We start from the raw sequence: 24,638 nt of genomic DNA on the forward strand, positions 1-24,638 counted from the left end.
CCCAGTGTGGGTTCCATGACCGTCACCTCGCCCAGGGGGCGCACCGAGATGATCAAGCCGGACGGCAGCCCCGTCCGGGTCCTTGTCGTGGACGACGAAGCCTCGCTCGCCGAGCTCATGTCCATGACCCTTCGCTACGAGGGGTGGGACGTCCGCAGCGCCGGCGACGGTGCGGGCGCGCTGCGTTCGGCGCGGGAGTTCCGGCCCGACGCGGTGGTGCTGGACGTGATGCTGCCCGACATGGACGGTATCGCCGTCCTCGGGCGGCTGCGTGCGGAGCTGCCGAGGGTGCCCGTCCTCTTCCTCACCGCCAGGGATGCCGTGGAGGACCGGATCGCCGGGCTCACCGCGGGCGGTGACGACTACGTCACCAAGCCCTTCAGCCTGGAAGAGGTCGTGGCACGGCTGCGCGGGCTGATACGACGCTCCGGCGCCGCCGCCGTACGCAGCGAATCCGCCCTGGTCGTAGGTGACTTGACGCTCGACGAGGACAGCCACGACGTCAGCCGGGGCGGGGAGTCCATCCATCTCACCGCGACCGAGTTCGAGCTGCTGCGCTTCCTGATGCGCAACCCGCGGCGCGTGCTGAGCAAGGCGCAGATCCTCGACCGCGTGTGGTCGTACGACTTCGGCGGCCAGGCGAACGTCGTGGAGCTCTACATCTCGTATCTGCGCCGGAAGATCGACGCCGGCCGGTCGCCCATGATCCACACCCGGCGCGGGGCGGGATACCTGATCAAGCCGGGGGAGTGACCGAGGTGGCGACGATGAGGGATCGAGTACGAGGGCTTGCCCGGCGACCGGCGAACACAGCCACGCCCAGGGCGTGTTTGAGAAGTCCCGTCTGGCCCACGACGCCTGGCACGCACGCTCGCCGCGTTGTCGGAGTCATCCAAGTACGTCCGGTCCATCTACGGGGATGATCCTCCGCCTTGCGATCGCACGCACCAGACGCCGTGGGCCCCGCCCAGTGGGCGGACGACGCTACTTCTCAAACACGCCCCAGGCGCTGGTCCCTGCGCACCCGCCTCGTCGTGTCCGCCGTCTCGCTCATCGCCGTCGTCGCCGCGGTGATCGGCGCGGTGACGACCATCGCCTTCCGTTCGTACCAGTACGACCAGCTGGACGCCCAGGTCCACGCGATCGCCGAACGCGCCGCCGGGCCGCACAGCCGCGACGAACTGCCGGCCGGCTTCCCGCCGCCCAGCCTGGCCGGGGGGAGGGAGCCGCTCAGGACCATCACGGGCGGCGGCGCCCCGATCGGCACGGTCGGCGTCGAGCTGACCGGGACCGGTCCCAGCGATGTCGGCCGGGGCTTGATCAGCGCCCCGACCAGCGGCGACGAGCCGGGCCAGCAGGTCACGGGGCACGCGCTCGGCGACTCCCGGACGGCCGCACTCGCCGCTGTCCCGCGCGACGGGGATTCGCACACCGTCACCCTCGCGGACCTGGGCGAGTACCGCGCCGAGTACGTCGAAGGTGTCAACGGCTCCTTCGTCGTCGGCGTCCCGCTCAGCGACGTCCAGGACACCCTCGCCACCCTGATCGTGGTCGAGGTGTGCGTCACCGTGGCCGCCCTCGCGGCCGCCGGGATCGCGGGCGGGGTCCTGGTCGGGGTGGCGCTGCGACCGCTGCGGCGCGTCGCGACGACCGCCACCCGTGTCTCCGAACTCCCCCTGCACAGCGGTGAAGTGGCGTCTCTGACGCACCTTCAGGACGCCGAGGCCGACCCGCGTACCGAGGTCGGGCAGGTCGGCGCCGCGTTCAACCGGATGCTGGGGCACGTCGGTTCGGCGCTCGCCGCGCGGCAGGAGAGCGAGACTCGGGTACGGCGGTTCGTCGCCGACGCGAGCCATGAACTGCGCACACCGCTCGCCTCCATCCGCGGTTACGCCGAACTCACCCGGCGCGGACGGGAGATGATCGGCCCCGACACCCGGCACGCGCTCGGCCGGATCGAGTCCGAGGCGGAACGGATGTCCGGGCTGGTCGACGATCTGCTGCTGCTGGCGCGGCTCGACGCGGGACGCCCGCTCGCGTACGAGACCATGGACCTCTCGCCGCTCGTCGTGGACGCGCTCAGCGACGCGCGGGCCGCCGGACAGGAACACCACTGGCGGCTGGAACTGCCGGACGAGCCCGCGTACGTGTACGGCGACGCGTCCCGGCTCCATCAGGTGCTGGTGAACCTGCTGGCCAACGCCCGCAAGCACACCCCGCCGGGCACGACCGTCACGGCCCGCGTACGCACCACGGGCACCCCCGAACCGTATGTGCTCCTCGACGTGGCGGACGACGGGCCTGGCATCCCGCCCGCTCTCCTCCCGCATGTCTTCGAACGCTTCGCGCGCGGCGACGCGTCCCGCTCCCGCTTCCACTCCCGCACGGCGAACCCACCAGGCACGGCGAACGCCGCAGGGACGACCAACGCCCCACGCACCGCCGCCGACTCCACCGGTCTCGGCCTCGCCATCGTCCATGCCGTCGTCACCGCGCACGGCGGCGATGTCTCCGTACGGAGCGAGCCCGGCCGCCGCACCGTGTTCACCGTCCGGCTCCCGGCCGCCGTACCCGCCCTACGCGCCCTACCCGCCGACCGCCCGCCGCCCCTGAACTCACAGCCGCACCACAGGCTCACCACACTGCGGTGACAGCCTGACCGCCGAGTGTCGGTGCCATGCGAACTGACACCGACACTCCGTGGGGCAGCCTCCTGGCCAGGGAACATCTCCCGGCCGGAGCGCCCGGCGCGAGCGCCCCCACCGGCGTCCCCGACCTCCCCGTGCTCGACGTCGTGATCCCCGTCCACAACGAGGAGCGGGACCTGGAGCCCTGCGTACGCCGGCTCCACGACCATCTCGCCCGCACCTTCCCCTACCGCTTCCGCATCACCGTCGCCGACAACGCGAGCACCGACCGCACGCCCGCGGTCGCGGCCCGTCTCGCGGCCTCGATCGCCGAGGTCACCGCGTACCGGCTGGAGGAGAAGGGACGCGGACGCGCGCTGCGTACCGTCTGGTCGCACTCCGGCTCCCCCGTCCTCGCCTACATGGACGTCGACCTGTCCACCGACCTCAACGCCCTCCTGCCGCTCGTCGCGCCGCTGATCTCGGGCCACTCGGACCTGGCGATCGGCTCGCGCCTCGCGCGCTCGTCGCGCGTCGTGCGGGGCCCGAAGCGGGAGTTCGTCTCGCGCGCGTACAACCTGATCCTCAAGTCCTCGCTCTCCGCGCGCTTCAGCGACGCGCAGTGCGGCTTCAAGGCGATACGGGGCGAGGTCGCCCAGCGGCTGCTGCCGATGGTCGAGGACAGCGGGTGGTTCTTCGACACCGAGATGCTGGTGCTCGCCGAACGGTCCGGGCTGCGCATCCACGAGGTGCCGGTCGACTGGGTCGACGACCCCGACAGCCGGGTGCACATCGTGAGTACGGCGGTCGACGACCTCAAGGGCGTGTGGCGGGTCGGGCGCGCGCTCGCCGTCGGCGCGCTGCCGCTCGACCGGCTCGCGAGGCCGTTCGGTGACGATCCGCGCGACCGCGCGATCAGCGGTGTGCCGGGCGGGCTCGCCCGCCAACTGGTCGGCTTCTGCGTGGTCGGTGCCCTGTCCACGCTGTTCTACCTCTTGCTCTACACACTTTTTCGTACGGCCTCCGGGTCCCAAGCGGCCAATGCTGCCGCGCTGTTGGTGTCGGCGGTCGCGAACACCGCGGCCAACCGCAGGCTGACGTTCGGAGTGAGGGGCCGGGGGCGCGCCGTGAGACACCAGGCGCAGGGCCTCGTCGTCTTCGCGATCGGGCTCGCGCTGACCAGCGGTTCGCTCGCCGCCCTCGAAGCCGCATCCGGGAACCCGGCCCATGCCACCGAACTCGCCGTACTGATCTGCGCCAACCTCGCGGCGACGGTGCTGCGTTTCCTTCTCTTCCGTGCCTGGGTCTTCCCCGACCGCAGCGGCGGTGGCGGAGACGACCGGCCCAAGTCCCAGGAACGGAACGACCGATGACTCACACCCCCCACACCGGCACTCTCCTCCGGCGGCTTCGCCGCGGCAGGCCCGAGGACGCGCGCTGGGTGCGGCCCGCCTTCCTCGCGCTGCTGCTCGCGGCGCTGCTCGTCAACCTCTGGAGTCTCGGCGACTCCGGCTACGCCAACTCCTTCTATTCGGCGGCCGTTCAGGCCGGCGGCGAGAGCTGGAAGGCTTTCTTCTTCGGCTCGTCGGACGCGGCGAACTCCATCACCGTCGACAAGCCCCCGGCCGCGCTGTGGCCGATGGCCCTGTCCGTACGGCTGTTCGGGCTCGGCTCGTGGCAGATCCTGGTGCCCGAGGCGCTGATGGGGGTCGGCACGATCGCGGTCCTGTACGCGGCTGTCCGCCGCCGCTTCAGCGCCGCGGCCGGGCTGCTCGCGGCAGCGGTGCTCGCGCTCACCCCTGTCGCCGCGCTGATGTTCCGCTTCAACAACCCCGACGCGCTGCTGGCGTTGCTGATGACCGTCACCGTCTACTGCGTGCTGCGCGCGCTGGAGGGCGCGCGGACGCGCTGGCTGGTGTGGGCGGGTGTCGCGATGGGGTTCGCCTTTCTGACGAAGACGCTCCAGGCGTTCCTGATCCTGCCGCCGCTCGCGCTGGTGTACGCGGTGTGCGCGCCCACGTCCGTCCGGCGCAGGATCGGCCAACTGGCATCCGCCGGGGCGGCGTTGGTGGTCAGCGCCGGATGGTGGGTCGCGATCGTCGAGCTGTGGCCGGCCGACACCCGCCCGTACATCGGCGGCTCGCAGAACAACTCCTTCCTCGAACTCACCTTCGGCTACAACGGTCTTGGCCGTATCAACGGCGAGGAGACCGGCAGCGTCGGTGGTGGCGGATTCCCCGGCGGAGGCGGCGGGGGCGGGTGGCGCGGTGGTGAGACCGGGCTCGGCCGGATGTTCAGCGACGGCATCGGCGGTCAGATCTCCTGGCTGCTGCCTGCCGCGCTGTTCCTGCTCGTCGTCGGCGTGGTGCTCACCCGGCGGGCCGAACGCACGGACACCGCGCGTGCCGCGTTCCTCGTCTGGGGCGGCGCGCTGCTGATGACGGCGGGGGTCTTCACCTTCATGGCGGGCATCTTCCACGAGTACTACACGGTGGCCCTGGCGCCGTACATCGCCGCCCTGGTCGGTATGGGCGTGACGGTGCTGTGGCAGGAGCGCGCCAGGTTCCTGGCGTCGGCCGCGCTCGGTGTGACGGTGGCAGGGACGGCGGTCTGGGCGTTCGTCCTGCTCGGCCGTACGCCGGACTATGTGCCGTGGCTGCGCTGGGCCGTGCTGGTGGGCGGGCTGAGCGCGGCCGTCGCCCTGACATTCGTGGGCCGGCTCGGACGGGAGGGGCGGTTCCGTACCGTCGCGCCCCGACTCGCGGTGTGCGCCGTTGTGTTGGCGGTCGCGGCGTCGCTCGCGGCACCGCTCGCGTACACGCTGTCCACGGTTGGCACCCCGCACACGGGGTCGATCGTCACGGCGGGCCCGGCCGCGGCACGCGGCGGGTTCGGTGGGTTCGGTGGGTTCGGCGGTGATAGCGGTGGCGGTGGCGGTGGCCGCGGTGATGGCGGTCCCATGGACGTCGGTGCCGACGCTGCCCGGGGCCCGCGCCCCGGCGGCGGTCAGGCCCCAGGCCAGGCCCCGCCAGCCGGCGGAGGCGGAGGCGGCGCTGGAGGTATGGCCGGTCTGCTCAACGGCCAGTCCGTCAGCTCCGAGGTCGTCGCCGCGCTGAAGAAGGACGCCGACGACTACACCTGGGTCGCCGCGACGACCGGCTCCCAGAACGCCGCGAGCAACCAACTCGCCGCCGAGGAACCGGTGATGGCGATCGGCGGCTTCAACGGCAGCGACCCGTCGCCGACCCTGGAGCAGTTCAAGCGGTACGTCGCCGACGGGAAGATCCACTACTTCCTCGGCGGCGACGGATTCGGCGGTGGATTCGGCGGCGGTCGCGGCGGCGCGGAAGGCACCGGATCGAGCATCACCACCTGGGTCCAGTCCACGTACAAGGAGGTCACCGTGGGTGGCACGACCCTCTACGACCTGACGGCCGAAAAGTAGCCACACGCCGTAAGGGAGTCTCCTCCTGCCGCACCCGGCGGCGGGCGGTCTGCTCGCCGCCGGGTGCTGCGCCGTGCCGAACGGACGGACCTTCACCGGACATCCGCGGCATAGCATCGGATCCGCGCCAACGGGCTGAGGAACCGAGGAGGCTCATCGATGGAGTCGGCTGCCGACAAGGCCAAGCAGTCCCTGCGGACCAGCGTATGGCTGGAGGGAAAGCCCGCAGCCCGCGGCCGCAGGAGTGAGCGTTCCGACCATCCGACCGGGCTGGACAGGGACCGGATCACCGCGGTCTCGGTGCGGATGCTCGACGCGGAGGGCCCGGCCAAGTTCTCCATGCGGCGGCTGGCGGCCGAACTGGGCGTCACGGCGATGTCCCTGTACTGGTACGTGGACACCAAGGACGACCTCCTCGAACTCGCCCTGGACTCCGTCTACACGGAGATCGGCGTCCGTGAACCGGCGGGCGCCGCCTCCGACTTGGGCACGGGCGCCGGCTCCGACTGGCGCGGCGAGCTGCGCGCCCTCGCCGTCAGCTACCGGGCCCTGCTCGTCCGCCACCCCTGGGTATCGCCGCTCGTCGGCAGATTCCTCAACATCGGCCCGCACTCGATGGAGTTCTCCACCGCCGTGCGGCGGGTCATGCGCGGCACGGGCCTGCCCGCGCACGGCCAGATGGGCGCGCTGTCGGCCGTCTTCCAGTTCGTGTACGGCTTCGGCACGATCGAGGGCCACTTCGTCCAGAGATGCGCCGAGGCGGGGATGACGCAGGATCAGTACTACCGGCACGCCATGGGGACGATCCACGAACAGCCGGAGTACCGGGGCCGTTTCGACCAGGCCAAGGAGCTGATGGAGGCGCGCGGCGGCGAGACGGTCGAGGAGATGCGCGAACGGGACTTCACGTTCGCGCTCGAAGTCCTCGTCGCGGGCATCGAGGCGATGCGCGCCCGCAGTTGAGCGAAGCCCCCCGGCCCGGCTGAGCCAAGCCCCCCGCCCTCGCTACTCCGGCGGAGCCAGCCGCGCCGGGAAGCCGCCCGTGGCGATCGGGCTCCAGCGCTCCGGCGTGATGCGGATGAGCGACTTCCCCTGCCGCACCATCGCCTCGCGGTACTCGTCCCAGTCCGGGTGCTCCCCCGAGATGTTGCGGAAGTACTCGACCAGCGGCTCCACCGACTCCGGGACGTCCAGCACCTCCGCCGTACCGTCGATCTGCACCCACGGACCGTCCCAGGTGTCCGACAGGACGATCACGCTCGCGCGCGGGTCACGCTTCGCGTTGCGCGTCTTCGCGCGCTCCGGGTAGGTGGAGACGACGATTCGCCCCGAGTCGTCGACGCCGCAGGTCAGCGGTGATCCCTGGGGGCGGCCGTCGGAACGGGTGGTGAGCAGGATGGCGTGGTGCCTGGGCCGGACGAACTCCAGCAACTCGTCGAGCGCCACGGTGGTGTTGGTCGCGATGTTGGGTGCCATGGCGCGCAGCCTACGACCCGGACGTGTCCCGCGGATCAACCTCCAGCACTGCCTGAATGTCGAGTTCCACCCGCAGCGTCGTGCCGATCGCCGCGATCCCCGCCTGCACCATCTGGTTGTAGTTGATGGCGAAGTCCTCCCGCCGCAGCTCCGTCGTCGCGTGGAAGGCCGCCCGTTCGCCGCCCCACGGATCGGGCCCGGTCCCGAGGTACGACAGGTCCAGCCCCACCTTCCGTACGACTCCGTGCAGCGCCAGCTCACCCCGTAACCGCCAGCGGTCCGGACCGGACTGGCTGACCCCCGTGCTGTGGTACGTGATCTCCGGGAACCGCTCCACGTCCAGGAAGTCCGGCGACCTCAGGTGCTTGTCCCGCACCCCGTTGCCGGTGTCGATGCTCGCCGCGTCGATGACCGCGTCCACGCGGGAGCGCTCCGGGACCGCCGAGACCTTGATCTGCCCGCCGAAGTCGCCGAACCGCCCGCGCACGCTGGAGAATCCGAGGTGCTGGGCGACCGTGGCCACCGACGAGTGCACGGGGTCGATGTTCCACAGGCCCGGCGGCGGCATGTCGACGCCGGCCTGCCGGGTCAGGACGACCGTCCCGGCGTCGGCGACACCGCTGGAGGTGACGAACGCGGTCGCGGCGGCGGGCGCGAAGCCGGTGGCCGTCACGATCACGGTGTACGGCCCCGGCGTCAGCGCCGTGTCGGCGGCCACCACCCCGTCGGCGTCCGCGTCGGCGCGCACCACCTGGATTCCGGTTCTGTCGGTCAGGGTCACGACGGCGTGCTGGACGGCCCAGCCGTCCGATGTCCTTACCAGTGCGCGAAGTCCCATCCCGTTTCTCTCTCCTCGTTCGCGGTCGTTCGCGGTCGTGCGGTTCTCCCGGGGCCCGCCCTGATCCGCGAAGACCCGCCGGACAGGAGCTGGAGGTGGGCCCCGGCGTGGTGGCGGCACGCCGTCCCCAGGCTTGCCGCCATCTCACCGGGGCCCCTTTCCACCGGACCGGGCGCGCCTCCGCTGAGGGACGCGCCCCGTCCGGGGGCTTCGGTCCGGCTCACTCGCCCCGGCTTATTCTCCGGGGTGCGCGAGCTCGATGTCATGGCCGTCGATTCCGCTTCCGGCCACGGTCAGGGTCCCGGCGGCCGGCGGGTAACCGGTCGCTATGACCGTGTACTCACCCGCGTCCAGGTCCGCGAAACCGTATGCCCCGTCGTCACCGGTCGTCGCCGTGGCGACCACGTTCCCCGCCGCGTCGATCAGCGTGACGCGCGCGTCGGGCAGCGGACGCCGGTCGGCGCCGGCCCGGACGGTGCCCTGCACGAGCGCACCCGCCCGCAGGACGGCCTCGACACGGGTCACGCCCTGGGCGCCGATCTCCACCGGGAGGGCCAGCGGCCGGAAACCGGTCGCGTTCACGGCCACGGTCACGGAGCCGGGCAGCAGCTCACCGAAGGCGAACTCGCCCTGGTCGGTGGACTTTCCGGTCGCCAGTACGTCGCCGCGTACGTCGGTCACGATGACCATCGCGCCCTCGACGGGCGTATCGCCCTCCTCGCTCCGTACGGAGCCGGTGAGCCCGCTCGTACCGGCGAGCAGGATGTCGTACGCCAGCGGCTTCGCGCCGACGGCCACCGTGACGGCCTGCGGCTGGAAACCGTCGGCCGAGGCGATCAGGACGTACGAGCCGGCCTCGGGCGCGTTCACTGTGTATCCGCCGTCGTCCCCGGCGACCGCGCGGCCCAACTGCCGCCCGCCCGGGGTGATGAGGGTGATCGCGGCCCGCGCCACGGCGCCGCCCTCGCTGCCGCGTACGAGGCCATGGACGGTGATGCCGCCAGGGCCTTGCGCGCTGCCCTGCGCGCCGTCTGGGGCGCTTCCCGCGGCCTCACCGGCGGTCGCCACGCCCGGCACGGGAGCCGGAGCCGTCGCTTCCACGGTGACGAGTGCCTCCACGCCCACGTCCATCGGCACCGCCGACCCGTCCGGCGCCTCCTCCGGGCTCTCCGCAGCGTCGTTCCCGGCACGCGTCTTCAGTGCGACCTCCTTGATGAACAGGGTGACGAAGAAGGCGAGCAGCGCGGCCGGAGCCGAGAAGAGGAAGACGTCGGCGACGCCGTGTCCGTACGCAGCCTCCACGACGGTCCGCATCGGACCGGGCAGCGTGTCCAGATTCGGGATGCCCCCGCCGCCCGTACCGGCGTGACCGGCCGCCGCGTCCGGACCGAGGTCGGCGAGACCGTCCTTGACGTACGAGGTGACCCGGTGGCCCAGCACCGCGCCCAGCGCCGAGACGCCGATCGCACCGCCGAGCGAGCGGAAGAAGGTGACGACGGAACTCGCGGCGCCCAAGTCCTGGGGGGAGACCTGGTTCTGGGTGCACAGGACCAGGTTCTGCATCATCATGCCGATGCCGAGGCCCATGATCGCCATGAAGGCCGCGATGTGCCAGTACTCGGTGTCGTACCGGATGGTGCCCAGCAGTCCGAGACCGGCCGTCACCAGCACACCACCGCTGACGAGCCACGCCTTCCAGCGCCCCGTCTTGGTGATGACGAGGCCGGAGACGGTCGAGGAGAGGAAGAGTCCGCCGATCATCGGGATGGTCATCACCCCGGACATCGTGGGTGACTTGTCGCGCGCCAGCTGGAAGTACTGGCTGAAGAAGACCGTGCCGGCGAACATCGCGATACCGACGAAGAGCGAGGCCAGCGACGCGAGGGTGATCGTGCGGTTGCGGAAGAGGCGCAGCGGGATGATCGGCTCGCTCGCCCGCGACTCGGTGTAGAGGAAGAGCGCGCCGAGCACGACCGTGCCGGCGAGCATCGCGTACGTCTGCCCGGAGATCCAGTCGTACTTGTCACCGGCGAAGGTGACCCAGAGCAGCAGCAGCGAGACGGCCGCGCTGATCAGGAACGCGCCGGTCCAGTCGATCTTGACCTTGCGCTTGACCACCGGGAGCTTGAGGGTCTTCTGCAGCACGATCAGCGCGATGACGGCGAAGGGGACGCCGACGTAGAAGCACCAGCGCCAGCCGAGCCAGGACGTGTCGGTGATGACACCGCCGATGAGCGGGCCGCCGACGGTGGCGACGGCGAAGGTCGCGCCGAGGTAGCCGCTGTAGCGTCCGCGCTCACGCGGGGCGATCATCGCGGCCATGATGATCTGCGCCAGGGCGGTGAGACCGCCGACGCCGATGCCCTGGATGACGCGGAAGACGATCAGCGTCCCCGCGCTCTGGGACAGTCCGGCCGCAGCCGAGGCGACCACATAGAGGGTCAGTGCTATCTGGACCAGCAGCTTCTTGCTGAACAGGTCGGCGAGCTTGCCCCACAGGGGAGTGGTGGCCGTCATCGCCAGCAGCGAGGCGGTCACCACCCAGGTGTACGCGCTCTGTCCGCCGCCGAGGTCGGAGATGATCTCGGGCAGGGCGTTGGTGACGACCGTCGAGGAGAGGATCGCCACGAACATGCCGAGCAGCAGCCCGGAGAGCGCCTCCATGATCTGACGGTGAGTCATCGGTGTGCCGGGCGCGGCGGGGGCGGGGGAGCCGCCGCCGTGCTTGGGGTGGCCGCCCCGTACACCCGTGGATGTGGTGGTCGTAGCCATTGAATTCCTTTGTCGTTCACGTCTGTTGTTGCCGCGCGGGCGAATCACGCTGTGCGGGTGCGGGTGCGGGTGCGGGTGCGGGGCCGGAGGCGGGTGTGGGGGCACGGGCAGAGGAGCCGGGGCTGTCGTCGTAACGGCCGGGCCGGCAATCACCGAAGTTCTCACGCAGGCGCGCCAGCATAGTGTTGAGCTGCCCCACCTCGTCGTCGGTCCAGTCGGAAAGAGCGCGGGCGAACATCTCGGTCGTGCGCCGTGAAAGTTCGTCGAGCAGTTCGCGGCCCGCCGGCGTGAGCCGCAGGATGCGGGACCGCCGGTCGGCGAGGTCGGGGGCGCGCTCGATCCAGCCGCGCTCGGCCGCGTGGGCCACATGCCTGCTGGTCACGGACATGTCCACGGCCAGCAATTCGGCGAGGCGGCTCATCCGCATCTCGCCGTGCTGCTCCAGCAGGGCCAGTACGGCGGCGGAGCCGCCCGGACAGTCGGGGGGCAGGACACGGGAAAGTCCCCGTTTCACGGCGCCGATGGCGCTGAGTTGGTGGGCCAGTTCCGCGTACCGGCTCTTGGCGGCCATGACCCCTCCGTAGACCCCTCGGCCATGTTGTTGCTTGGGGCAACCATAGAAGCGTTTGGTTGCTGAAGGCAAACTAAAAATGGGCATCAGGAGTAAAGGAACCCAAAAGGCTCGGCATGGCAGGGGTCAATGAGGTAAAGGGGGCCGGGAGGGGCGCGGGAGACCGGCTGACGCGACCCGTACGGCCTTGAAACGGCCCCGGGGGTTGGGCGCGGGTGCGGTGTTCGCTAGGGTCCTGGCTCATGGCACACAACCCCCATGCCCCGCAGGGCCCCGAGGGAAATCCCGACCCCGCGGGCAGCACCCAGATGTTCCGCGCCTTTGTCGACGACGGTGAGCCGCAGCGCCGACAGGCGCCACAGCAGAGCGGATCGAAGACCGGACTGATCGTCGGCGTCGTGGCCGCGATCGTGATCCTGGGCGCGGTCGCCTGGCTCGCGCTCGGCTGACCGCAAGCCCGCCGGCTCCAAGTCCCACTGATCGCCGGCCCACCGGGCGTAAGCCCCAGGTCTCACACCTGAGCCCCAGGTCTCACTCCTGACGGTGGCGCTCCGCTCCCTGCGGGGCGCCACCGCGGTGACCGCACCCGGACCCGCTGCCGGCTCCGAGCGGTGGCTCGCGGGCCGTGTCGTGGCCCGGCGCGCCCGTCGTCCTCGCGGTGACGTCCCTCCTCAGTCCGCGATCAGCCCTTCCCGCAGCTGCGCCAGCGTGCGGGTCAGCAGCCGTGAGACATGCATCTGCGAGATGCCGACCTCCTCGCCGATCTGGGACTGCGTCATGTTCGCGAAGAAGCGCAGCATGATGATCTGCCGCTCGCGGGGCGGGAGTTTGGCCAGCAGCGGCTTCAGCGACTCGCGGTACTCCACGCCTTCCAGGGCCGTGTCCTCGTACCCCAGACGGTCCGCGAGCGATCCCTCGCCGCCGTCGTCCTCGGGGGACGGCGAGTCCAGCGAGGAGGCCGTGTACGCGTTCCCGACCGCGAGGCCGTCGACAACGTCCTCCTCCGACACGCCCAGCACCACGGCGAGTTCGGGAACGGTCGGCGAGCGGTCGAGCTTCTGGGCCAGCTCGTCGCTGGCCTTCGTCAGCGCCAGCCGCAGCTCCTGGAGCCGGCGGGGCACGCGCACGGACCACGACGTGTCGCGGAAGAAGCGCTTGATCTCGCCGACGACGGTCGGCATCGCGAACGTGGGGAATTCCACGCCCCGTTCGCAGTCGAACCGGTCGATCGCCTTGATGAGGCCGATCGTGCCGACCTGGACGATGTCCTCCATCGGCTCGTTGCGGCTGCGGAACCGGGCCGCCGCGTAACGCACCAGCGGCAGATTCAGCTCGATGAGGGTGTCACGTACGTAGGTCCGCTCCGGGCTGTCCTGGGCGAGCACGGCGAGCCGCAGGAACAGGGAGCGGGACAGAGTGCGGGTGTCGATGACTTCCGGCTGGGACGCGCGCGGTTCGGCCGCGCGGTCGAGAGCATCCGGCGCGTCGTTCGGTGCCTGGTCGCTCTTGTTGAGCGTGAGCACCTTCGAGCTGCCCTGTTCTACGGACATGCCACCCCCTTGAGGTCGCTGACGGTCGCGGTGGCCGCTCCCGTCGAAGGAACGCAGCCTCCACCTGAATACCGGCGGTGGGACTGCGGCAAACGCGGTTCCAGCAGAATGTCACATGTCGTCAACACGCTGTAGCGCCAAGTCGACATATCTGCACCGGAATGTGGGGGTATGCGAATTTGCGGCAGGTGGGGACGCTCCGGGGTTATTACCCGGAAGAGCTATGCCTCGATCCTGTTTGCGGATCGCAAACGCGCGAAGCTTCGCGCCAGGAGCCTTGACACATGCATCTGGGAGACGCCCAGTTCCTGGCTGATCTGCGACTGCGTCAGGTTGTTGTAGTAGCGCAGCATCAGGATCCGCTGCTCCCGCTCGGGCAGCTGCACCAGCAGATGCCGGACCAGATCGCGGTGCTCGACACCGGCGAGCGCGGGGTCCTCGTAGCCGAGCCGGTCGAGCAACCCTGGCAGCCCGTCGCCCTCCTGGGCCGCCTCCAGGGACGTCGCGTGGTACGACCGGCCCGCCTCGATGCAGGCGAGGACCTCCTCCTCGGAGATCTTCAGCCGCGCGGCGATCTCGGCGGTGGTGGGCGAGCGGCCGTGAGCCGTCGTCAGGTCCTCGGTGGCGCCGGTGACCTGGACCCACAGCTCGTGCAGCCGGCGCGGTACGTGGACGGTCCGCACGTTGTCGCGGAAGTAGCGTTTGATCTCGCCGACGACGGTCGGCATCGCGAAGGTCGGGAACTGCACGCCGCGGTCCGGGTCGAACCGGTCGATCGCGTTGATCAGACCGATCGTGCCGACCTGGACGACGTCTTCCATCGGTTCGTTACGGCTCCGGAAGCGGGCGGCGGCGTAGCGCACGAGGGGCAGATTCGCCTCGATCAGGGCGCTGCGTACGCGGGTGTGCTCGGGGCTGCCGCGCTCCAGGTCCTTGATCTGCGAGAAGAGCAGCTGGGTGAGGGCCCTGGTGTCGGCACCGCGGGTGCCCGGCGTGGAGGGCCGTGGCTCGTTCTCGTTCGGGGTCTCGACGAGGGGGGCGTCGGTCTGATCGTTGCTCCGGGCGTCGGTCCGGGCGTCGATCTGGGCGTCCGACCGGTCGTCGTCGTCCCGGGTGTCCGACCGGTCGTCGTTCGACCGGGACTCGATCTGGGGCGGCATTTGAGGCGTTGTACTGGCCGGCACGGTCACGCCACCCCTTCACGGTCAACTACGGTCAACTCATCCGTCAAAAGCGGTCATAGCATCACAAGACTTGCCCACTGTGTGCAAGCACCAGAAAACTCCGTGTTGACGGAGAATCCCCTGTTCAAACTCGAAAAGCCCCACGCCGGTGAGGTGTGGGGCCAGGAGGGTCAAGGGCCGGAAAACCGGTCGGAACCGGTCAGAACTCGTAGTCGGCGATCACCCAGGTGGCGAATTCCCGCCACTGGGCGACGCCCGCCTGATGGTCGGGGTGCTCCAGATACCGGGTCAGGGCGCCGGCGTCGGCGACAGCCGCGTTGATGGCGAAGTCCTGGGCGACCGGCCGGTCGCTGGTGTTCCAGCCGCACTCCCAGAACTCAAGCTCCGGGATCTTGCCGCCGAGCTCCGCGAAGGCGCGTGCGCCCGCGATCACCCGGGGTTCGTCGCGCGAGACGCCCTCGTTGAGTTTGAAGAGGACCAGGTGCCGGATCAAGGGGATCTCCTAAGAAGGGCGCGTCGCGGGCCGGGCGGAACACGGCGTCCGGGCGGGGCCCGTCGTCAGGAGCTGCCGTCCGGGGCCGCCGTCCGGCCGTGACTACTCTACGAGCTCGGTCATGAACTCACCGACACCCTGGGCCGCGTCCGATATGCCTTCGAAGCCGACCTGGACCAGATCGGCCGCCCGCTCGGGCGAGGTGATGATCGTATACAGCACGAAGACAACGACCAGATAGAGCGCGAGCTTCTTCGTTTGCACCATCAGCGCTGCCTCCCCTGCTGTCTCCGGTGCGATCGCGTGAGTCTAACCGTACGAATGGGCCGGTTCGGAGGCCGATTTCGATCACCCGCATGACCGCTTCCGGCCGCAGCGCGTCCGCGCGTGGTCGCCGCGCCTCCGGTCGGGGCGCCGTACGCGAGGTGCGCCGGGCCCGCGCCGTCAGGAACTGAACGGACACTCCGCACGACGGCTGGCGAAAATGAGCAAATGCCTCGCCAGGTCGGTTAGTTGTTGTTCGGAGACCAACCGACGACGGCTTGTCTGCGCACAACTCTTGACGTGTACGAAACACGGGAGAACCATCTGCGATACGAGAGAGCGCTCTCTGGGTATCCCCCGGATCTCTCCGCGCATCCCGAACTCCCCCACGTCGTCCGAGACTTCAGGAGACCTGCCCATGCACGCTCCGCTGTCCGTTGTTCCGGTGTTCAGGAGACCCGCGTCGGTACGCCGCCGCGGCATAGCCGCGTCCATCGCCGCCACCCTGGTCGCCTCCCTGCTGATGCTCATCCCCACCGCCACGCCCGCGAGCGCCGCACCGACCCTGCTCTCCCAGGGCAAGCCGGTGACCGTCTCCAGCACCGAGAACGGCGGCACACCCGCCGCCGCGGCCGTCGACGGGGACACCGGCACCCGCTGGTCGAGCGCCGCCGCCGACCCCCAGTGGATCCAGATCGACCTCGGCTCCTCGGTCGCGCTCAGCCAGGTCGTGCTGCGCTGGGAGGCCGCGTACGCCACGGCGTACAAGATCGAGCTCTCCACGAACGGCACCAGCTGGACGAGCGCGTACTCCACCACCACGGGCCCCGGCGGCAACGAGACGCTGAACGTCTCCGGCAACGCCCGCTACGTGAAGCTGACCGGCACCACCCGCGCCACCCCGTACGGCTACTCCCTCTGGGAGTTCCAGGTGTACGGCGAGAGCGGCGGCCCCGGCGGACCGATCCAGGGCGGCGGTGACCTCGGCCCCAACGTCAAGGTCTTCGACCCCTCGACGCCCGGCATCCAGGGCACGCTCGACCAGATCTTCCGGCAGCAGGAGTCGGCCCAGTTCGGCACCGGGCGCTACCAACTGCTGTTCAAGCCGGGCACGTACAACAACATCAACGCCCAACTCGGCTTCTACACCTCGATCTCCGGTCTGGGCCTCAAGCCGGACGACACGAACATCAACGGCGATGTGACGGTGGACGCCGGCTGGTTCAACGGCAACGCCACGCAAAACTTCTGGCGCTCCGCCGAGAACCTCGCGCTCAACCCGGTCAGCGGCAGCAACCGCTGGGCCGTCGCGCAGGCCGCCCCCTTCCGCCGTATGCACGTCAAGGGCGGACTCAACCTCGCGCCGAACGGATACGGCTGGGCCAGCGGCGGTTACATCGCCGACAGCAAGGTCGACGGCACCATCACGCCGTACTCCCAGCAGCAGTGGTACACCCGTGACAGCGCCATCGGCGGCTGGGGCAACGGGGTCTGGAACATGGCGTTCTCCGGCGTCGAGGGCGCGCCCGCGCAGTCCTTCCCGAACCCGCCGTACACCACCCTGAACAACACCCCGACCTCTCGCGAGAAGCCGTTCCTCTATCTGGACGGCAACACGTACAAGGTCTTCGTGCCGGCCAAGCGCACCAACGCGCGCGGCGTCTCCTGGAACGGCACCCCGCAGGGCGAGTCCCTGCCGCTCGACCAGTTCTATGTGGTCAAGCCCGGAGCCACGGCGGCCACGATCAACGCGGCGCTCGCCCAGGGTCTGCACCTGCTCTTCACCCCGGGCATCTACCACGTCGACCAGTCCATCAACGTCAACCGGGCGAACACCGTGGTCCTCGGCCTCGGGTACGCCACGATCATCCCGGACAACGGCGTGACGGCGATGAAGGTCGCCGACGTCGACGGAGTGAAGCTGGCCGGCTTCCTGATCGACGCCGGACCCGTGAACTCCCCGACGCTGCTTGAGGTCGGCCCGCAGAACTCGTCGGCCGGTCACTCCGCCAACCCGACGACCGTCCAGGACGTCTTCATCCGCATCGGCGGCGCCGGCCCCGGCAAGGCGACCACCAGCATGGTCGTCAACAGCAACGACGCGATCATCGACCACACCTGGATCTGGCGGGCGGACCACGGGGACGGTGTCGGCTGGGAGACCAACCGCGCCGACTACGGCCTCCAGGTGAACGGCGACAACGTGCTCGCGACCGGGCTGTTCGTCGAACACTTCAACAAGTACGACGTGCGGTGGAGCGGTGAGAACGGCCGGACGATCTTCTTCCAGAACGAGAAGGCGTACGACGCACCGAACCAGGCCGCCATCCAGAACGGCGGTATCCAGGGCTTCGCCGCGTACAAGGTGGATGATTCCGTCGTCAACCACCAGGGCTGGGCGATGGGCAGCTACTGCAACTACACGTCCGATCCGAACATCCGTCAGGATCACGGATTCCAGGCGCCGGTGAAGCCGGGGGTGAGGTTCCAGAACATCCTGGTCGTCTCTCTCGGCGGCATGGGCCAGTACAACCACGTGATCAACAGCACCGGATCACCGACGTCGGGCACGTCGACGGTCCCGTCGAACGTGATCAACTTCCCGTAGAAGCCGCATCTCAGGGCCCGGTCTCCCGGCGGAGAGACCGGGCCCTGAGCACGCCATGACTATCATGAGTAAAAGAGGCTAAATCTACCCTCTTGGGACATCGATCCCGTCGAGAGGAAGCCATGTCCACCCGCCCCTTCCGTTTCGGCGTCAGCATGACGTCCACCGGATCGCACGAGGCCTGGCAGGCCAAGGCCCGGCAGGCCGAGGAGCTCGGTTACGACGTGCTCCACATCCCCGACCATCTGGGTGCGTCGGCGCCCTTCCCCGCCCTGGTGTCCGCCGCCGACGCGACCACCACTCTGCGAGTCGGCACCCTCGTCCTCAACTCCGGCTTCTACCGGCCCGCCCTGCTGGCCAGGGACATCGCGGACACCGACCAGCTCACCGACGGCCGGCTGGAGGTCGGGCTCGGCGCGGGCTGCGTGGGGGCGGAGTTCCACGCGGCGGAGCTGGCGTATCCCAGCTCCGAGGAGCGGGTCGACAACCTGGCGCACACGGTCGCCGAACTGCACCGGATGTTCGCCACCCCGGAGCAGCGGCCCGCGGTCCGCCAGCGTCCGGGGCCACCGCTCCTCCTGGCCGGCCTCAGCGACCGTATTCTGCGGCTGGCCGCCCGCGAGGCGGACATCATCGGCTTCCCGGTCATGACGCACCGGACCCCACCGGGGCTGGACCCGCAGCAGGTCCTCGCGGACCGGGTCGATCACGTCCGCGCCGAGGCGGGCGCGCGCTTCGGCCGTCTGGAACTGAACCTGTTCGTATCGTCGGTGGTCCTCGGCGACGCCAACTCGGCGTCGGAATCACTGGACCTGACGGCCGTCCACCGTACGGCCCCGAATCTGACCAGGGAGCAGATCCTGCGACTGCCCAACGTACTGGCGGGCACGGTCGAGCAGATCGCCGAGACGCTGGACCGCTACCGGGACACGTACCGCCTGACGTACTTCTCCGTACTCGAACCGCACATGACCGACTTCGCGAAGGTCATCGACCGACTGCGCTGACCGCCCCGGCGTGCCTGGCGGCCGGCCTCGTACGGCCACGCAAAACACCCTCCCGATCCACGTTTCCGCAGATCAGGAGGGTGTGAGAGCGGTAGCGGAGGGATTTGAACCCTCGGTGAGTTTCCCCACACTCGCTTTCGAGGCGAGCTCCTTCGGCCGCTCGGACACGCTACCGAGAGAGAGCTTAGCCCAAGGTGGCCCCTGCTCAGAAATCGGTATTCCGGCGGTCCCGGAAGAAGGCTCTGAGCAGCTCCGAGCACTCCTCGGCGAGCACCCCGTGGATCACTTCCGGGCGGTGGTTGAGACGGCGGTCGCGTACGACGTCCCAGAGCGAGCCCGCCGCTCCCGCCTTCTCGTCGAGCGCCCCGTACACGACGCGGGCGACCCGCGACTGCACGAGCGCGCCCGCGCACATCGTGCACGGCTCCAGGGTCACCACGAGCGTGCAGTCCGTCAGCCGCCAGGTGCCGAGCTCCGCCGCCGCGCGGCGGATCGCCAGGACCTCCGCGTGCGCGGTGGGGTCGCCGGTCAGCTCGCGTTCGTTGTGGCCGCCGGAGAGCGGGGTGCCGTCGGGTGACAGCACGACGGCACCGACCGGCACATCGCCGGCCGGCGTCGCACGCGCGGCCTGCTCCAGGGCGAGACGCATCGCGGCCCGCCACGGGTCACGCACCGGATCGGTCTCCGGCCCGTTCACCTGGTCGTTCACCGGGTCGCGCGACGGTCCGTCGCCCGGGTCGCGCTCTGTCACTACCGGGCGGTCTCCAGGACCTCGGAGGCGCCCAGCGCGTCCGCGATCTCGGCCATGGCGTCGGTGTCCAGCGCCAGCAACTCCGCCTCCGAGAGGCCCAGGTCGGCGAGGATCGTGCGGTCGCCCACCGGTCCCGCGGGTACCGATCCGGGGCCGGCCGCGTCGGCGGCGGCGGTGCCGTCGTCCGGGTCCTCCGTGTCCTCCTGCTCTTCAGTCTCGCCGTCCTCGGTACCGTCGAGGTCCAGCGTGTCCAAGGCGTCGGCGAGGTCGTCATCGTCCCCGCCGAGCAATTCGTCCGTCAGGATCTCCCCGTACGAGGAGCGTGCGGCCATGGCCGCGTCGGAGACGTAGATGCGAGGATCTTCCTCGCCCTCCACGCGGAGCACGCCGAACCAGGCGTCCTCCTGCTCGATGAAGACGAGCACCGTGTCCTCGTCCACCGAGGCTTCCCGGGCCAGGTCGGTCAGATCCGACAAGGTCTCCACGTCGTCGAGCTCTGTGTCGCTCGCTTCCCACCCGTCTTCGGTGCGCGCGAGCAGTGCGGCGAAGTACACCGTGACTCTCCCACTGGTCAGAGGTGACGATTCGGCGGTGCGCTGCGCTCTGCCCCGCCCACTACTCGGAATCGTGGCAGAAAGCGGGCGATTGCGAGAGGTCTTCCGTCGTTGCGTCGTGGAGGCATTTTATTGGACGCCGCCGGATGCGCTGCGCGCGGAGGGGGTCCGAAGCCCCGGGAGCGGAGGCCGGCCGATGCCCAAGTGGCCGTCCCGCGAAGGCCGGAGGGCTGCTGGGTGACCTGTAGGTGACTACCAGCGGAACGTCCGCATCCGCATCTGCTGGCGCATCCGGGCAGCACGGGCCTGCCGAGGTTTCACCCGCTCGCGCAGGGCCTTGGCCTCGTTCAACTCCCGCAGGAACTGCGCACGCCGTCGCCGGCGGGCCGCGCCGCTGTCGTCGGAGACGAGATCCGCGGCGGGGTCGGGTATGGGGTCGGGCGTGGTGTCGGGCGTTATGTCGGACACAGGTTCGGGTGTGAGTCCGGGGCCCGTGACGGGTCCGGCGGGCTCCCGGGCCGGGAGCCCGAGGGGATCCCCGGCCTCCGCCTCGGCCGCCCGGCCGTCGCCCCGCCCCTGAGGATTTCGCCGCTGCCGGTCCGGCATCGCCGCCTCACCACCCCACGACTCGGTTGACTCTGGCCCCCGCGTCCCCTTGTACGCGTGCCCAGTCACCTTCCCTTCGGGCGGAGGATTGATGCCCGCGGGAGCCATGGGCCGGGCCACGGTTACTGTGGAGGCATGCGGATTCATGTCGTCGACCACCCGCTGGTCGCGCACAAACTCACCACGTTGCGCGACAAGCGCACCGACTCCCCTACCTTCCGACGCCTCGCCGACGAGCTGGTCACGCTGCTCGCGTACGAGGCCACCAGGGACGTGCGCACCGAGCAGGTCGACATCGAGACTCCGGTGACGCCGACCACGGGTGTGAAGCTGTCCCATCCGCGCCCTCTCGTGGTGCCGATCCTCCGGGCCGGTCTCGGCATGCTCGACGGCATGGTGCGGCTGCTCCCGACCGCCGAGGTCGGTTTCCTCGGGATGATCCGTAACGAGGAGACGCTTGAGGCGTCGACGTACGCGACCCGGATGCCCGAGGACCTGTCGGGCCGGCAGGTGTACGTCCTGGACCCGATGCTGGCCACCGGCGGCACGCTGGTCACGGCGCTGCGTGAGCTCATCAAGCGCGGCGCCGACGACGTGACGGCCGTGGTGCTGCTCGCGGCGCCCGAGGGCGTCGAGGTGATGGAGCGCGAGCTGGCGGGCACGCCGGTCACGGTCGTCACGGCGGCGGTCGACGAGCGGCTGAACGACCGCGGGTACATCGTTCCTGGGCTGGGCGACGCGGGTGACCGTATGTACGGGACGGTCGACTAGCGCGACCGGCGCGCGTACGGCGAACTCTGGGCCCTGTCCGACTCCGGCGGACAGGGCCCTTGGCCTTCGGCGTGGCTCACGTGGCTCAAGAGGCTCAGCAAGGGCCGCCGGGCGCGGGCCTGGTGAGGGTGGCCAGGGCCTGGTCGGCGTCCTTCTTGACGCTCAGGCTCTTGAAGGCCGTACCGAGCAGCAGATCGACGTCCTTGCTCGTCCGGGCGTCGTGCTCGGACTTGGCGCCCTTCAACTGGGCGCCGAGCACCGTGAGGGGCCCCTCCGCGGTGCCCGGGGCGCCGAGCAGTATGCCGGTGCCGGGGATCTTCTTGTCGTACTCCGCCGGCGCGTTGCCCACCTTGCCGATGACGAAGCCGCGCTTCTTGAGCTCGTCCGCGGTGGCCTTGGCGAGTCCCGCGCGTGGAGTCGCGTTGTAGACGTTGACCTTGATCTGGGCCGGCTTGGGCAGCGGCTTGGCGACCGCCGCCGCCGACGCGGACGGCGACGGCTCGCAGTCGCGCCCGCCGGCCGACGCGGTCGTGGTCTTTTCCTTCGTTCCGTCGTCCGCCGTGAACACGTCGATGAGCTGTACGGTCCCCCAGCCGACCAGACCGAGGGCGACGAACGCGGCGACGGCCGCGAGCACGATCCTGCGGCGGTGCCGGGGGCGGCGCATGCGCGGGTACTTGGACCCCGTAATACGGTACTTGCCGCCCATGCCAGGGGGGGTGAGCATGCTCATGGCCGCAGCGTAGTGCGCGCCGGTAGTGATTCCTACTAAATGATCAATAGGTTGGGCCTGAAGCGGCCGGAAAGACCCCGAAAGGCTCAGTGGCCGCCCGCTTGAGGGGGCGTCGGCGGTCCGCCGGGCCTCGGTCTGTCAGACCTCGGACCCTCGGTCGCTCAGCCCAGGTCCAGTTCGAGAACGCGCGCGTGCAGCACCTGTCGCTGCTGGAGTGCGGCGCGGACGGCGCGGTGCAGTCCGTCCTCCAGATACAGGTCGCCCTGCCACTTCACGACGTGCGCGAAGAGGTCTCCGTAGAAGGTCGAGTCCTCGGCGAGCAGCGTCTCCAGATCCAGTTGGCCCTTCGTGGTGACGAGCTGATCGAGGCGGACCGGGCGCGGCGCTACGTCCGCCCACTGCCGGGTGCTTTCCCGGCCGTGGTCGGGATACGGCCGCCCGTTACCGATGCGCTTGAAGATCACACGGAAAGCCTACCGGGCGACCGCCTCCGGGCGCAGCCATGGCGCGGTGGTGCAAACAGATCCATACGGGTCAAAGTAGGAGCGGCGTATGAGTGGAACCGTCCCGTCCGGTGACGTCGTCGCCCATATCGCCTCCTTAGGAGGCCCTCGCGGCCGCTGCCCGAGCGGTGGGCGGACGCACGGCGGGCGCCGGGGGAATCAGCTTCCCCGGCGCCCGCGGTGTATGGCTTTCCGTCAGCCGGACTGTCGGTCAGAACGTCAGGCTGCTGGACCCTCAGACTTCTCGGGCCGTCAGGCCCGGGACTCGTGCTCGTGGGCGTTCGACGCGCCGACGCCCGTGTCGCCGCCGGTGGTGTGCTCCACCTTGGCGGAGGGGGCCGCGCCCGCCGCACCGGCCGCGCCCGCGCCCGCCTTCGCGGTGAGCGGACTCAGGTCGTGGGCGTAGTGGCCGACGGCGTTGGCGATGACGTCGATGTTGACGTCGAACGCCTCCTTGTTGATGTTGTCGAGGTCGTCGCAGGCCGCGTGGTAGCAGGCGTCGTACGCGACCCCGGCCTCGCCGCCGAACTTCGCCGCCTGCTCGGCCGTCTTGATGCCCTCGGCGCCGGTGAAGGTCCCCCCGGAGGGAATGCCGACCTCTATGAAGGGCCCGTAGTCGGAGCGGCCGGTGAAGTCGGTGCCCTCGTGCGGATAGTCGACGCTGTCGAGGAAGTCGGTGATGCCCTTCTCCAACTGCGCGGATCCCTCCGGCCCCGGGCCCTCGCCCACGCCGTCCGAGTTGTCGCCGTCGTAGACGAACTGGCCGAAGTTCGGCGAGCCGATCATGTCGAAGTTCAGGTAGAGCTTGATCTGTTCGGCCTGCTCGGGGCTGAGGCCCTTCACGTAGTCCTCGGCGCCCAGCAGCCCGAGCTCCTCGGCCGACCACCACGCGAAGCGCACCTTGTTGGCGGGCTTCTCGTGCGACTTGGCGAGGTCCAGGGCGACTTCGAGGAGCCCGGCTGAGCCCGACGCGTTGTCGTTGATGCCCGGTCCCGCGGTGACGGAGTCCAGGTGGGAGCCGAGCATCACCGTGTTGGCGGCCTTGCCGCCCTTGGTCTCGGCGATGACGTTGCGCGTGACGCGCTTCTCCTGGAGCTGACGGATGTCCACCGAGACCTTCACGGGGCCGGCCGCGGCCTCGGCGGCGAGCTTGGCGCCCTCGGCCTGGGTGACACCGCCCGTGGGGATCCTGGCCGCCGCCGGGTCGCCCAGGGTGCCGCTGAGGGCGCCCTCGGTGTTGTTCGAGACGATCGCGGCGACCGCTCCCGCGCCGGCCGCCGTCTGCTGCTTCACGGCGAAGTCGCAGCCGCCGCGCTGGATGAGCGCGATCTTGCCGGTGAAGGCGCCCGCTGCGTAGTCACCGGGCTCGCAGCCGGTGGTCGCGTCGACCGGCACGACAGCGAGTTCGGCCTCGATCCCGCCCTTGGGCGTGGACTTCGTGTACGACATGGCCGTGATCTCGGAGTCGCGCGGCGTCGGCGCGGTGACCTTCAGCGTCTGGGCCTGCGTCTCGATGTACGTGAACTCGAAGCTGTCGTACGAGACGTCGTAACCGGCCTTCTTGAGAAGGCTGTAGACATACGCGGCGGAGGCGTCGTGGCCGAGCGAGCCCGCGGCGCGGTGGCCGCCGGCGGAGTCGGCGATGTCCTGGAACTTCTTCAGGTGCTTGTACGCGTCCTTTCCGGACGCCTCCTTGACGAGCTTCCTGGCGAGCTTCGCCGCGTCCTTCGCCGGGTCGGGCCTGTTGTGCGCGGAGGCGGCGGATGCGGACAGCAGAAGCGGGGCGGTGAGCGCGGTGGCGGCTGCGACTGCCAGGAGTCTGCGGGACGTTGCGTTCACAGGGGTCCTTCCGATGCGAACGGGCGAGATTGAACGAGAAAGCTAG

23 protein-coding genes and 1 tRNA gene are annotated in these 24,638 nt (G+C 70.1%); 9 read left to right on the plus strand and 15 right to left on the minus strand.

Annotation, left to right across the window (positions count from 1 at the left end):
* Positions 1–15 precede the first annotated feature (15 nt).
* From OIE74_RS19665 to OIE74_RS19685, 5 genes are all read left to right on the plus strand, one after another.
* Complete coding sequence (locus OIE74_RS19665; protein WP_329385334.1) at positions 16–753, plus strand: response regulator transcription factor; 738 nt, start codon at positions 16–18, stop codon at positions 751–753.
* Between the two features lie 203 nt (positions 754–956).
* Complete coding sequence (locus OIE74_RS19670) at positions 957–2,651, plus strand: HAMP domain-containing sensor histidine kinase (RefSeq protein WP_443076365.1); 1,695 nt, start codon at positions 957–959, stop codon at positions 2,649–2,651.
* A gap of 26 nt (positions 2,652–2,677) precedes the next feature.
* Positions 2,678–4,000: a glycosyltransferase gene (locus OIE74_RS19675; RefSeq protein WP_329385341.1), complete on the plus strand. Its 1,323-nt coding sequence runs from the start codon at positions 2,678–2,680 to the stop codon at positions 3,998–4,000.
* Positions 3,997–6,072 (plus strand): ArnT family glycosyltransferase, encoded by a 2,076-nt coding sequence (locus OIE74_RS19680; protein ID WP_329385343.1) that lies wholly within the window; start codon positions 3,997–3,999, stop codon positions 6,070–6,072. The genes OIE74_RS19675 and OIE74_RS19680 overlap by 4 nt, the downstream gene beginning before the upstream one ends.
* Positions 6,073–6,231: 159 nt before the next feature.
* Positions 6,232–7,035 (plus strand): TetR/AcrR family transcriptional regulator, encoded by an 804-nt coding sequence (locus OIE74_RS19685; RefSeq protein ID WP_329385346.1) that lies wholly within the window; start codon positions 6,232–6,234, stop codon positions 7,033–7,035.
* 42 nt (positions 7,036–7,077) lie between these two features.
* Here the strand turns inward: OIE74_RS19685 and OIE74_RS19690 are convergent, their stop codons facing one another.
* From OIE74_RS19690 to OIE74_RS19705, 4 genes are all read right to left on the minus strand, one after another.
* Entirely contained in the window at positions 7,078–7,548 is a 471-nt protein-coding gene (locus OIE74_RS19690; protein ID WP_329385347.1) for a PPOX class F420-dependent oxidoreductase, read from the minus strand.
* A gap of 10 nt (positions 7,549–7,558) precedes the next feature.
* Positions 7,559–8,386, minus strand: a complete 828-nt coding sequence (locus OIE74_RS19695) for a YceI family protein (protein ID WP_329385350.1) — start codon at positions 8,384–8,386, stop codon at positions 7,559–7,561.
* Positions 8,387–8,620: 234 nt separating this feature from the next.
* Positions 8,621–11,158 carry an MFS transporter gene (locus tag OIE74_RS19700; protein ID WP_329385353.1) on the minus strand — a complete coding sequence of 846 codons (2,538 nt, stop codon included), beginning with the start codon at positions 11,156–11,158 and terminating at the stop codon, positions 8,621–8,623.
* 16 nt (positions 11,159–11,174) lie between these two features.
* The gene (locus tag OIE74_RS19705) at positions 11,175–11,729 is read right to left on the minus strand and encodes a MarR family winged helix-turn-helix transcriptional regulator (RefSeq protein WP_329385356.1); all 555 of its coding nucleotides are present in this window, start codon (positions 11,727–11,729) and stop codon (positions 11,175–11,177) included.
* 242 nt (positions 11,730–11,971) lie between these two features.
* Between OIE74_RS19705 and OIE74_RS19710 the strand changes: the two genes are divergently transcribed.
* Entirely contained in the window at positions 11,972–12,178 is a 207-nt protein-coding gene (locus OIE74_RS19710; protein WP_329385359.1) for a hypothetical protein, read from the plus strand.
* 222 nt (positions 12,179–12,400) lie between these two features.
* Here OIE74_RS19710 and OIE74_RS19715 read toward each other — a convergent pair whose 3' ends face one another.
* The 4 genes from OIE74_RS19715 to OIE74_RS19730 all read right to left on the minus strand — a co-directional run bounded on the left by OIE74_RS19715 (position 12,401) and on the right by OIE74_RS19730 (position 15,223).
* Positions 12,401–13,279 carry an RNA polymerase sigma factor SigF gene (locus tag OIE74_RS19715; RefSeq protein ID WP_329385363.1) on the minus strand — a complete coding sequence of 293 codons (879 nt, stop codon included), beginning with the start codon at positions 13,277–13,279 and terminating at the stop codon, positions 12,401–12,403.
* Positions 13,280–13,500: 221 nt separating this feature from the next.
* Positions 13,501–14,463: an RNA polymerase sigma factor SigF gene (locus OIE74_RS19720; protein WP_443076163.1), complete on the minus strand. Its 963-nt coding sequence runs from the start codon at positions 14,461–14,463 to the stop codon at positions 13,501–13,503.
* A gap of 199 nt (positions 14,464–14,662) precedes the next feature.
* Positions 14,663–14,956, minus strand: a complete 294-nt coding sequence (locus OIE74_RS19725; RefSeq protein ID WP_329385368.1) for a Dabb family protein — start codon at positions 14,954–14,956, stop codon at positions 14,663–14,665.
* Between the two features lie 102 nt (positions 14,957–15,058).
* On the minus strand, positions 15,059–15,223 hold the full coding sequence (locus OIE74_RS19730) for a hypothetical protein (protein ID WP_329385371.1): 165 nt from the start codon (positions 15,221–15,223) through the stop codon (positions 15,059–15,061).
* A gap of 520 nt (positions 15,224–15,743) precedes the next feature.
* Between OIE74_RS19730 and OIE74_RS19735 the strand changes: the two genes are divergently transcribed.
* Entirely contained in the window at positions 15,744–17,828 is a 2,085-nt protein-coding gene (locus tag OIE74_RS19735) for a discoidin domain-containing protein (RefSeq protein WP_329392352.1), read from the plus strand.
* A gap of 122 nt (positions 17,829–17,950) precedes the next feature.
* Positions 17,951–18,835 carry a TIGR03621 family F420-dependent LLM class oxidoreductase gene (locus OIE74_RS19740; protein ID WP_329385373.1) on the plus strand — a complete coding sequence of 295 codons (885 nt, stop codon included), beginning with the start codon at positions 17,951–17,953 and terminating at the stop codon, positions 18,833–18,835.
* Positions 18,836–18,924: 89 nt separating this feature from the next.
* Here the strand turns inward: OIE74_RS19740 and OIE74_RS19745 are convergent.
* The 4 genes from OIE74_RS19745 to OIE74_RS19760 form a co-directional block, all read right to left on the minus strand.
* Positions 18,925–19,009 (minus strand) — tRNA-Ser (locus OIE74_RS19745).
* Positions 19,010–19,040: 31 nt separating this feature from the next.
* Positions 19,041–19,544, minus strand: coding sequence for a tRNA adenosine(34) deaminase TadA (gene tadA / locus OIE74_RS19750; RefSeq protein ID WP_329392353.1), 504 nt, complete (start codon positions 19,542–19,544; stop codon positions 19,041–19,043).
* A 41-nt stretch (positions 19,545–19,585) separates the two neighbouring features.
* Complete coding sequence (locus tag OIE74_RS19755) at positions 19,586–20,140, minus strand: tRNA adenosine deaminase-associated protein (RefSeq protein ID WP_329385375.1); 555 nt, start codon at positions 20,138–20,140, stop codon at positions 19,586–19,588.
* Positions 20,141–20,392: 252 nt separating this feature from the next.
* Positions 20,393–20,572, minus strand: coding sequence for a hypothetical protein (locus OIE74_RS19760; protein WP_329392354.1), 180 nt, complete (start codon positions 20,570–20,572; stop codon positions 20,393–20,395).
* Positions 20,573–20,881: 309 nt separating this feature from the next.
* On the opposite strand from OIE74_RS19760, the gene upp reads away from it, so the two are divergent.
* Entirely contained in the window at positions 20,882–21,517 is a 636-nt protein-coding gene (gene upp / locus OIE74_RS19765) for a uracil phosphoribosyltransferase (RefSeq protein ID WP_329385376.1), read from the plus strand.
* Between the two features lie 94 nt (positions 21,518–21,611).
* On the opposite strand, the gene OIE74_RS19770 is transcribed toward upp, so the two are convergent.
* The 3 genes from OIE74_RS19770 to OIE74_RS19780 form a co-directional block, all read right to left on the minus strand.
* Positions 21,612–22,250 carry a LytR C-terminal domain-containing protein gene (locus tag OIE74_RS19770; RefSeq protein WP_329385378.1) on the minus strand — a complete coding sequence of 213 codons (639 nt, stop codon included), beginning with the start codon at positions 22,248–22,250 and terminating at the stop codon, positions 21,612–21,614.
* 161 nt (positions 22,251–22,411) lie between these two features.
* Entirely contained in the window at positions 22,412–22,714 is a 303-nt protein-coding gene (locus OIE74_RS19775) for a type II toxin-antitoxin system VapB family antitoxin (protein WP_023540426.1), read from the minus strand.
* 291 nt (positions 22,715–23,005) lie between these two features.
* Positions 23,006–24,592 (minus strand): M28 family metallopeptidase, encoded by a 1,587-nt coding sequence (locus tag OIE74_RS19780; RefSeq protein ID WP_329385381.1) that lies wholly within the window; start codon positions 24,590–24,592, stop codon positions 23,006–23,008.
* Between the last annotated feature and the right edge of the window lie 46 nt (positions 24,593–24,638).

This window comes from Streptomyces sp. NBC_01716 (assembly GCF_036248275.1).
Taxonomy (GTDB): Bacteria; Actinomycetota; Actinomycetes; order Streptomycetales; family Streptomycetaceae; genus Streptomyces.

What these genes read in the sequence shown, in the direction of transcription:
- OIE74_RS19710 (WP_329385359.1), top strand. Translation starts at nt 11,972, where the DNA reads ATGGCACACAACCCCCATGCCCCGCAGGGCCCCGAGGGAAATCCCGAC.
- OIE74_RS19715 (WP_329385363.1), bottom strand. Translation starts at nt 13,279, where the DNA reads ATGTCCGTAGAACAGGGCAGCTCGAAGGTGCTCACGCTCAACAAGAGC.
- OIE74_RS19735 (WP_329392352.1), top strand. Translation starts at nt 15,744, where the DNA reads ATGCTCATCCCCACCGCCACGCCCGCGAGCGCCGCACCGACCCTGCTC.
- OIE74_RS19770 (WP_329385378.1), bottom strand. Translation starts at nt 22,250, where the DNA reads ATGAGCATGCTCACCCCCCCTGGCATGGGCGGCAAGTACCGTATTACG.
- OIE74_RS19700 (WP_329385353.1), bottom strand. Translation starts at nt 11,158, where the DNA reads ATGGCTACGACCACCACATCCACGGGTGTACGGGGCGGCCACCCCAAG.
- OIE74_RS19675 (WP_329385341.1), top strand. Translation starts at nt 2,678, where the DNA reads ATGCGAACTGACACCGACACTCCGTGGGGCAGCCTCCTGGCCAGGGAA.
- OIE74_RS19705 (WP_329385356.1), bottom strand. Translation starts at nt 11,729, where the DNA reads ATGGCCGCCAAGAGCCGGTACGCGGAACTGGCCCACCAACTCAGCGCC.
- OIE74_RS19730 (WP_329385371.1), bottom strand. Translation starts at nt 15,223, where the DNA reads ATGGTGCAAACGAAGAAGCTCGCGCTCTATCTGGTCGTTGTCTTCGTG.
- OIE74_RS19695 (WP_329385350.1), bottom strand. Translation starts at nt 8,386, where the DNA reads ATGGGACTTCGCGCACTGGTAAGGACATCGGACGGCTGGGCCGTCCAG.
- OIE74_RS19665 (WP_329385334.1), top strand. Translation starts at nt 16, where the DNA reads ATGACCGTCACCTCGCCCAGGGGGCGCACCGAGATGATCAAGCCGGAC.
- OIE74_RS19690 (WP_329385347.1), bottom strand. Translation starts at nt 7,548, where the DNA reads ATGGCACCCAACATCGCGACCAACACCACCGTGGCGCTCGACGAGTTG.
- OIE74_RS19740 (WP_329385373.1), top strand. Translation starts at nt 17,951, where the DNA reads ATGTCCACCCGCCCCTTCCGTTTCGGCGTCAGCATGACGTCCACCGGA.
- upp (WP_329385376.1), top strand. Translation starts at nt 20,882, where the DNA reads ATGCGGATTCATGTCGTCGACCACCCGCTGGTCGCGCACAAACTCACC.
- OIE74_RS19685 (WP_329385346.1), top strand. Translation starts at nt 6,232, where the DNA reads ATGGAGTCGGCTGCCGACAAGGCCAAGCAGTCCCTGCGGACCAGCGTA.
- OIE74_RS19680 (WP_329385343.1), top strand. Translation starts at nt 3,997, where the DNA reads ATGACTCACACCCCCCACACCGGCACTCTCCTCCGGCGGCTTCGCCGC.